Raw genomic sequence first — 7485 nt, 5'->3', positions numbered from 1 at the left:
GTTTTCGCTGCGCGCCGCCTCGCGCAAGCACAGCGTCGCCGTCGACGATCTGGCGCAGCTGCGCGACACGATGTCGGCCGATCTCGCCGATCTCGATGCCGGCGAGGAGCGCCTGCATGGGCTGGAAAAGCAGGCCACCGCTGCGCGCGAGACCTACGACATTGCCGCCGCGCAGCTGTCCTCGCTGCGTCATGCGGCGGCGGTAGGCCTGACCAAGGCCGTGATGGCCGAACTGCCGGCCCTGAAGCTCGAACGCGCCGCCTTTATCGTGGAAATGAAGAGCGAGGCCGAGAGCCGTATGGAAGAGGGGATCGACCAGATCGAATTCTGGGTGCGCACCAATCCAGGCACGCGGCCCGGGCCGATGATGAAAGTGGCCTCTGGCGGCGAGCTTTCGCGCTTCCTTCTGGCGCTGAAGGTGGCGCTGGCCGACCGCGGTTCGGCGCCGACGCTGGTGTTCGATGAAATCGACACCGGTGTGGGCGGCGCTGTCGCCGACGCCATCGGCCAGCGGCTGGCGCGACTGTCGAAGCGCGTCCAGGTGCTGTCGGTGACGCATGCGCCACAGGTGGCGGCACGCGCGGCGACGCATTTCCTGATCTCCAAATCCGGCACCACCGACCGTGTCGCCACCGGCATCGCCGAGATGGACCGGCCGGCGCGGCAGGAAGAGATCGCTCGCATGCTGGCCGGCGCCACCATCACCGATGAAGCGCGCGCGGCCGCCGAACGGTTGCTGCGCGAGAACACCACAGCTGCATAAGAACAGCTGATGTCAGGGATCGAGTCAGGATATGGCTCCATCCTGCTGTTCAGGAATGATTTTCCTAAAATCCTGATCTATTGTGTAGCGCCACCGTTCGGGGAAGAAAGCATGTCCGAAAAACCAGTTGATGCCCTGACCGAAAGCGAGGCCGAAGCCGAGCTGAAGCGGCTGGCGGAAGAGATCGCCGAGCACGACCGGCGCTACCATACCGAAGATGCGCCTGTTATCACCGATGCGGAGTATGATGCGCTGGCACGGCGCAACCTTGCCATCGAGGAGCGCTTTCCGGCGCTGGTGCGCGAGGATTCGCCATCGCTCAGGGTCGGAGCCGCTCCGGCGGAAGGCTTTACCAAGGTGCGCCATGCCGTGCCGATGCTCAGCCTTGCCAAGGCCTATACCGACGATGACGTCACGGATTTCATCGAACGCGGGCGGCGGTTCTTCGATCGCGACAAGGAGCTCGACATCGCCTTCACAGCCGAACCGAAGATCGACGGGCTGTCGGCTTCGCTGCGTTACGAAAACGGTGTGTTCGTGCAGGGCGCGACGCGTGGCAACGGCGCCGTTGGCGAAGACATCACCGCCAATTTGAAGACGATCGCCGATATTCCAGCGAAGCTGAAAGGCTCGGGCTGGCCCGAAATCATCGAGATCCGCGGTGAGGTCTACATGACCTATGCGGAATTCGAGGCGCTGAAGCAGCGATCGGCTGCGGCCGGCGGCCAGGACTACGTCAATCCGCGCAATACGGCGGCCGGATCGCTGCGCCAGAAGGATCCATCCGTCACCGCCAGCCGCAACCTCAAATTCTTCGCCTATGCCTGGGGTTACACGACGGCTGATCCCGCTCCGACCCAATATGATTCGGTGCAGAAATTCGCCGAGTGGGGGTTCAAGATCAGTCCGCTGATGGTGCGGGCGAAATCGGCCGAGGAGCTGATCGCGCATTATCATCGGATCGAGGAGCAGCGCTCGGCGCTCGGCTACGATATCGACGGCGTCGTCTACAAGGTCGACCAGCTGGAGTTGCAGCGCCGCTGGGGTTTCGTCACCGGCGAACCGCGCTGGGCGGTCGCGCATAAATTCCCGGCCGAACAGGCGATGACGACCGTGCAGAAGATCGACATCCAGGTCGGCCGTACCGGTACGCTGGCGCCGGTTGCGCGGCTGGCGCCGGTCACAGTCGGCGGCGTCGTGGTCGAGAACGTCACGCTGCACAATGAGGACTACATCAAGGGCCTGGACTCGACCGGCGAGCCGATCCGCGACGGCATCGATGTGCGCATCGGCGATACGGTCGTGATCCAGCGGGCAGGCGATGTCATTCCGCAGATCGTCAGCGTCGTCATCGACAAGCGGCCTGCTGATGCGGTGCCTTACGAGTTCCCTCACACTTGCCCGATCTGCGGCTCGCCGGCGACGCGCGAGATCAACGAAAAGACCGGCAAGGAAGATTCCCGCCGGCGCTGCACCGGCGAACTGATCTGCCCGGCGCAGGCGGTGGAAGGATTGCGCCACTTCGTGTCACGCGGCGCCCTGGACATCGAAGGCCTCGGCGCGGAGAACATAGACACGTTCTTCAATGCGGGATTGATCAAGACCGCCGCCGATATCTTCACGCTCAGGGATCGCCGTCCGGCCGTCACCAGGGCGCTGGCCGAACGCCGCGAGGAGCAGGCGAGGCAGCGCGAGGCCGCATCGGGCAAGACGCGCAAGAATGTGCGCAGCGTCGAGGATCGCAACTATGAGGGCCTCGACAAGCTGTTCGCCGCCATCGACTCGCGCCGCGAGCCGGAGCTCGACCGTTTCATCTTCGCGCTCGGCATCCGCCATATCGGCGAAACGACGGCCGCCGTGCTTGCCCGCACCTTCTCGACCATCGAGGAGATGATCCGGGTCGGCAAGGAGACAGCGGCAGCGGAGGATCCACACACGGTTTTCCCCTCGGTCAACGGCATCGGCGATACCGTGATCGATGCGTTGCGCGACTTCTTCGGCAATGAGCGCAATGACGACGTGCTTGACGCGTTGCTCCGCCAAGTCAAGCCGAAGCCGTATATCGTCAACGTCTCGGCCGACAGCGAGGTCGCCGGCAAGACGGTCGTGTTCACGGGCTCGCTGGAGAAGATGACACGCTCCGAAGCCAAGGCGATGGCGGAGCGCCTGGGCGCCAAGGTCGCGGGCTCGGTTTCGGCAAAGACGGATCTGGTGGTCGCCGGGCCGGGTGCCGGCTCCAAGCTCAAGCTTGCCAGCGAACTCGGCATCGAGGTGATCGACGAGGATGGCTGGCTGGTACGGATCGGCAAGGCGTGATGGAAGGCGCATTCAAGGGTTTCGGCCCGAAAGCCATTCCGTTCCTGAAGGCGCTGGATTTCCACCAGAGCCGAGAGTGGTTTTTAGAAAACCGCGACCTGTTCGAAAAGGAGCTGCGTGATCCGCTCAGTGATCTGGTCGACACGCTGACCGAGCGTTTCGCGGAGGCCGGACTCGGCCTGCGCGGCGATCGCAAGAAGTCGCTGTTCCGGATCAATCGCGACGTGCGCTTCGCCAAAGACAAGCGGCCCTACAACAGGCATTTGTCGGGCATCCTGTCGCCCGACGGCACCAAGATGGAGCAGGGTGTGTTCTACGTGCATATCGGGCTTGAGCGCTGTTTTGCCGACATTGCCTGGTGGCAGCCGGAGCCGGCGCTGCTGCTGGCGATGCGCAAAGCCATCGCGACCAAGCCGGACAATTTTCGCGGCCTAGTGGCGGCGTTGAAGAAGAACCGGCTTGAACTCGAGACCGAAGGCCGTATGAAGCGTACGCCACGCGGCTTCGAGGAAATCAGCGATCCCGATCTGGTCGCCGCCATCCGCCACCGGCATTTCTATGTCCAGCATGTCATCGATCCGGCGGGAATCCATACGGCTGATCTGGTCGACGAGCTCGTCGATTTCACCTTGCGCGCCAAGCCGCTGCTCGACTGGGGCAGGGCGATCGAGGGCAAAGGTTCGCTTGACTAGCCTTCGGCTCCGGTAACCCGACGATCATTTCCGCTGATCGTTTGGCTCAAGCGAATTCGTGTGACAAGGCAGGCAGCGCTTCCTACATCAGGCCCTGATCAAGGAGAGGCCATGTCGGCGCAAGCAATTTCCGAGAGCGGCGATAAAAGCGATTTCTGGCAGGGCGTGCGGCTGTCGATGCCTGTCGTGGTGGCGTCGGCGCCGTTTGCGGTGCTGTTCGGCGCGCTCGCCGTCGACAATGGCTTCTCGGTCCTGGAAGCCTTCCTGATGAGCGCGCTGGTCTATGGCGGCGCCAGCCAGATGGTCGGCATCCAGCTGTTCGGCCAGCATGTGGCGCCGTGGCTGATCGTGCTGTCGATCTTCGCCGTCAATTTCCGCCACGTGCTCTATTCCGCAGGCATCGGCCGGCGCATCGCGCACTGGCCTGTCATCCAGCAGGCACTTGGTTATTTCATCCTCACCGATCCGCAATTCGCGGTAGCCGAAGCGCGGGCGCAATCGGGCCAGACGGTCGGCTTTGCCTGGTATCTGGGACTTGGCCTGCCGGTCTATCTGTTCTGGATCGTCGAAAGCGCGCTTGGCGCACTGTTCGGCAAGCTGATCCCCGACACGCATGCGCTCGGCATCGATTTCCTGCTGCCGATCTATTTCCTCGGTCTCGTGCTGGGCTTCCGCAAGCGGCCGCTGTGGCTGCCGGTGGTCATCGCCAGCGCCGCCGCCTCGATCATCGCCTATAAGACCGTGGGCTCGCCCTGGCATGTCTCGATCGGCGCTGTTGCCGGTGTGCTGCTGGCGGTCATCCTGCCTCCCCATCACAGCGGCGTAAAGGCGCGGCCATGAGCACGACATTCTGGGTCATCATCGCCGGTGCGGTCGCGACCTATCTGACGCGCATCGGCGGGCATCTGGTCATCTCCCGCTTCGAAACAATCCATCCGCGCGTCGAGGCCGGTCTCAACGCCGTGCCGGCGGCGGTGCTGACGACGCTGGTGGCGCCGGAACTGTTGAATGCCGGGCCGGCGGAGTGGGCGGCACTGGTGGTCACCGCGCTGGTTTCGCTGCGCGGCGGGCTGATGGCAATGTTCTTGGCGGGTGCGGCGGTGCTGATCATCGCCCGGCAGTTCGCCGGCTGACTTTTTGTCTTGGTCAGTCCACGTATGCTCACCAACGCGGCGCCGACACATGTAGTGATCGAGGCAATAATTCCTGTCAGGCGCTTCTTGAAAATCGAAGCGATCCACACCGCGCTCAGCCGAATTGCCTCCGATCTCTCCTGATGGGCGTGACGCACAAGGTTGGTGTAAAGGGCGTCGCGCTGCATCGGAGTCAATGCGCCAAGATCGATCGGCCAGGGGCCGAGAGGTTCTGGTGACATTTCCATCTCCCGTGGACGCCCGGATCGGCGTCGATAACAGGCGATTTACGCGCCGTTGATCATCCGATAAAATGAATTATTAAGATCATTTTATTCTCCGGGAGAGATGTATGGATTTGGCCGACCTTCGCATCTTTCGCATGGTGGTGCGCGAGGGCGGTATCACCAAGGCGGCGGAAAAGCTGTTTCGCGTGCAGTCCAACGTGACCACTCGCATCCGGCAGCTTGAAGAGGATCTGGGCGTGCGGCTGTTTATCCGCGAAGGTAAGCGGCTGCAGGTGTCGCCCGCCGGCCTAAGGTTGGTTGTCTACGCGGACCGGTTGCTGGCGCTTGCCGAGGAAGCGCGAACGGCGGTCCTCGATCCGCGCCCACGCGGTAAGCTGCGACTTGGCGCTATGGAGAGCACCGCCGCGGCTCGGCTTCCTGGCCTGCTCGCCGAGTACCACGCACGCTATCCCGAGGTGGAGATTCAACTGCGCACCGGCAACCCGCAGGTTCTCGCGGCCGCCATGCTCGCCGGCGAAGTCGACGCTGCGCTCGCGGCCGAGCCGCTCGCAGACGCTCCATTCGAGAAGCAGGCTGCATTTCGTGAGGAATTGGTCATTGTCTCTGCGGCATCGCGCGGTTCGATTGAGGACCGCAGCGACATGCCCAAAACCATGATAGCCTTCGAGCATGGCTGTCCACATCGCAGGCGGCTGGAAGAATGGTATGCGCGCCGAGGCTTCATGGCCGAGCAAATCGTCGAGCTCGGTTCATATCATGCGATGCTCGGTTGCGTGGCGGCCGGCATGGGCATAGCGCTGATGCCCAAAAGCGTGCTCAAGGGCTTCCCTGAAAGTGGCAGGCTGCAGGTGCATGAACTGCCTTCGGACGAGGACAGTGCCCTGACGGTATTGTTTTGGCGCAAGGGAGCCGGCTCTCCCAACGTCCAGGCTTTGCGGGAGCTGCTTGCGGAGCAAGGCTCCCCAATACCAAGCAAGGTTTCCGCCGCGGCTACTGCTTGAGATCGTGCGGCAATGGCGCGGTGGCCTTTCCTAGCCAGGCCAGCGTCTCGCCGTCGAGCATCGGCCCGATCTCGGCCAACACGCGTGCATGATATGCGTCGAGCCAATGCAGCTCGTCGCGCGTCAGGAGGTCCGACTGCACCAGCCTGGTATCGATCGGCGCCAGCGTCAGCGTCTCGAAGCCGTGCATGGCGATGTCTCCGCCCTCGATCTCTTGCGCCGGCGTCACCAGGATCAGGTTCTCGATGCGGATGCCGTAGGCGCCTTCCTTGTAGTAGCCCGGCTCGTTGGACAGCATCATGCCTTCGAGCAGCTTTTCGGTGCCGGTGCGGGCGATGCGCTGCGGCCCTTCATGCACCGCCAGATACGAGCCGACGCCATGGCCGGTGCCGTGGGCGAAGTCGCAACCGTGCTTCCACAGCGCCATGCGCGCGACGGCATCGATCTCGGAGCCGCGCGTGCCGGAGGGAAAGCGCAAGGTGGAAATGCCGATCATGCCTTTCAGTACCAGGGTGAAGCGTTCGCGCATCTCCTGCGTCGGCTGGCCGATCGGCACGGTGCGCGTGATGTCGGTGGTGCCGTCCTGATACTGCGCGCCGGAATCGAGCAGGAACAGTTCGCCGGCCTGCAGCTTGCGGCTGGTGGCGCGCGACACGCGGTAATGCATGATGGCACCGTTCGGACCGGCGCCCGAAATGGTGTCGAAGGAGACATCGCGCAGCGGCATCTGCGTTTCCTCGCCGGTCTGCCGCCGCGTCTCCTCCAGCCGGGTGACCACCGATATCTCATCGAGCGATCCGGGTTTTTGCCGCTCCAGCCAGCACAGAAGCTTCGCCACGGCCGCACCGTCACGCCGATGCGCGGCGCGCGAGCCGTTGATCTCGGCCTGGTTCTTGGTGGCGCGCGGGATGCGGGCGGGGTCTGCTGCTGCAACGACGGCGCCGCCATTGGCCTCGACCAGCATGCGCAGCCGGTCGGCCGCCAGCACCGGGTCGAGCGCGATTTTCGCGCCACTCTTGGCAAGGGCGACGATCGCGGCTTGGAATTCGCCGGGCCCATGCGGCTCGGCGAGTTGGGTGAGATAGGCCGCGACCTGGCGCGAGAATTTGCGCTTATCCATGAAAAGCTGGTGCGACCCATCGGCGGCAAGAATGGCGAAGCCGAGCGCCAGCGGCGTGTGCGGCACGTCGCCGCCGCGGATGTTGAAGGCCCAGGCGATGGAGGAGGGGTCGGTCAGCACCGCATGGGTGGCGCCGTCCTTTGCGATCGCCGCCGCCAACCGCGCGAGCTTGTCCTTGGCGAGGTCGCCGGCAAAGCCGATCGGGGGAAGTT

At 63.8% G+C, this 7485-nt stretch carries 6 protein-coding genes and 1 pseudogene; 6 read left to right on the top strand and 1 reads right to left on the bottom strand.

Going from position 1 to position 7485, the window contains the following annotated elements:
* The 6 genes and pseudogenes from EN750_RS11060 to EN750_RS11035 all read left to right on the top strand — a co-directional run.
* Positions 1-763, top strand: a pseudogene (locus tag EN750_RS11060) (DNA repair protein RecN); the annotation flags it as partial.
* A gap of 111 nt (positions 764-874) precedes the next feature.
* Positions 875-3079: an NAD-dependent DNA ligase LigA gene (gene ligA, locus EN750_RS11055; RefSeq protein WP_127270946.1), complete on the top strand. Its 2205-nt coding sequence runs from the start codon at positions 875-877 to the stop codon at positions 3077-3079.
* Positions 3079-3771, top strand: coding sequence for a TIGR02453 family protein (locus tag EN750_RS11050; RefSeq protein ID WP_127396441.1), 693 nt, complete (start codon positions 3079-3081; stop codon positions 3769-3771). The genes ligA and EN750_RS11050 overlap by 1 nt, the downstream gene beginning before the upstream one ends.
* A 111-nt stretch (positions 3772-3882) precedes the next feature.
* Complete coding sequence (locus EN750_RS11045; protein WP_127396440.1) at positions 3883-4611, top strand: AzlC family ABC transporter permease; 729 nt, start codon at positions 3883-3885, stop codon at positions 4609-4611.
* Complete coding sequence (locus EN750_RS11040; RefSeq protein WP_127396439.1) at positions 4608-4904, top strand: AzlD family protein; 297 nt, start codon at positions 4608-4610, stop codon at positions 4902-4904. The genes EN750_RS11045 and EN750_RS11040 overlap by 4 nt, the downstream gene beginning before the upstream one ends.
* A 352-nt stretch (positions 4905-5256) precedes the next feature.
* Entirely contained in the window at positions 5257-6153 is an 897-nt protein-coding gene (locus EN750_RS11035) for a LysR family transcriptional regulator (RefSeq protein ID WP_127396438.1), read from the top strand.
* Here the strand turns inward: EN750_RS11035 and EN750_RS11030 are convergent.
* Positions 6143-7485: aminopeptidase family protein P (locus tag EN750_RS11030; RefSeq protein WP_145967554.1), on the bottom strand; the 1343-nt coding region annotated here is incomplete at its 5' end. The two genes, EN750_RS11035 and EN750_RS11030, sit on opposite strands and share 11 nt — an antisense overlap.

The organism is Mesorhizobium sp. M7A.F.Ca.ET.027.03.2.1 (assembly GCF_003999175.1).
Lineage (GTDB): Bacteria > Pseudomonadota > Alphaproteobacteria > Rhizobiales > Rhizobiaceae > Mesorhizobium.
This window is presented reverse-complemented; position numbering and strand designations above follow the sequence as displayed.

What these genes read in the sequence shown, in the direction of transcription:
- ligA (WP_127270946.1), top strand. Translation starts at nt 875, where the DNA reads ATGTCCGAAAAACCAGTTGATGCCCTGACCGAAAGCGAGGCCGAAGCC.
- EN750_RS11050 (WP_127396441.1), top strand. Translation starts at nt 3,079, where the DNA reads ATGGAAGGCGCATTCAAGGGTTTCGGCCCGAAAGCCATTCCGTTCCTG.
- EN750_RS11045 (WP_127396440.1), top strand. Translation starts at nt 3,883, where the DNA reads ATGTCGGCGCAAGCAATTTCCGAGAGCGGCGATAAAAGCGATTTCTGG.
- EN750_RS11040 (WP_127396439.1), top strand. Translation starts at nt 4,608, where the DNA reads ATGAGCACGACATTCTGGGTCATCATCGCCGGTGCGGTCGCGACCTAT.
- EN750_RS11035 (WP_127396438.1), top strand. Translation starts at nt 5,257, where the DNA reads ATGGATTTGGCCGACCTTCGCATCTTTCGCATGGTGGTGCGCGAGGGC.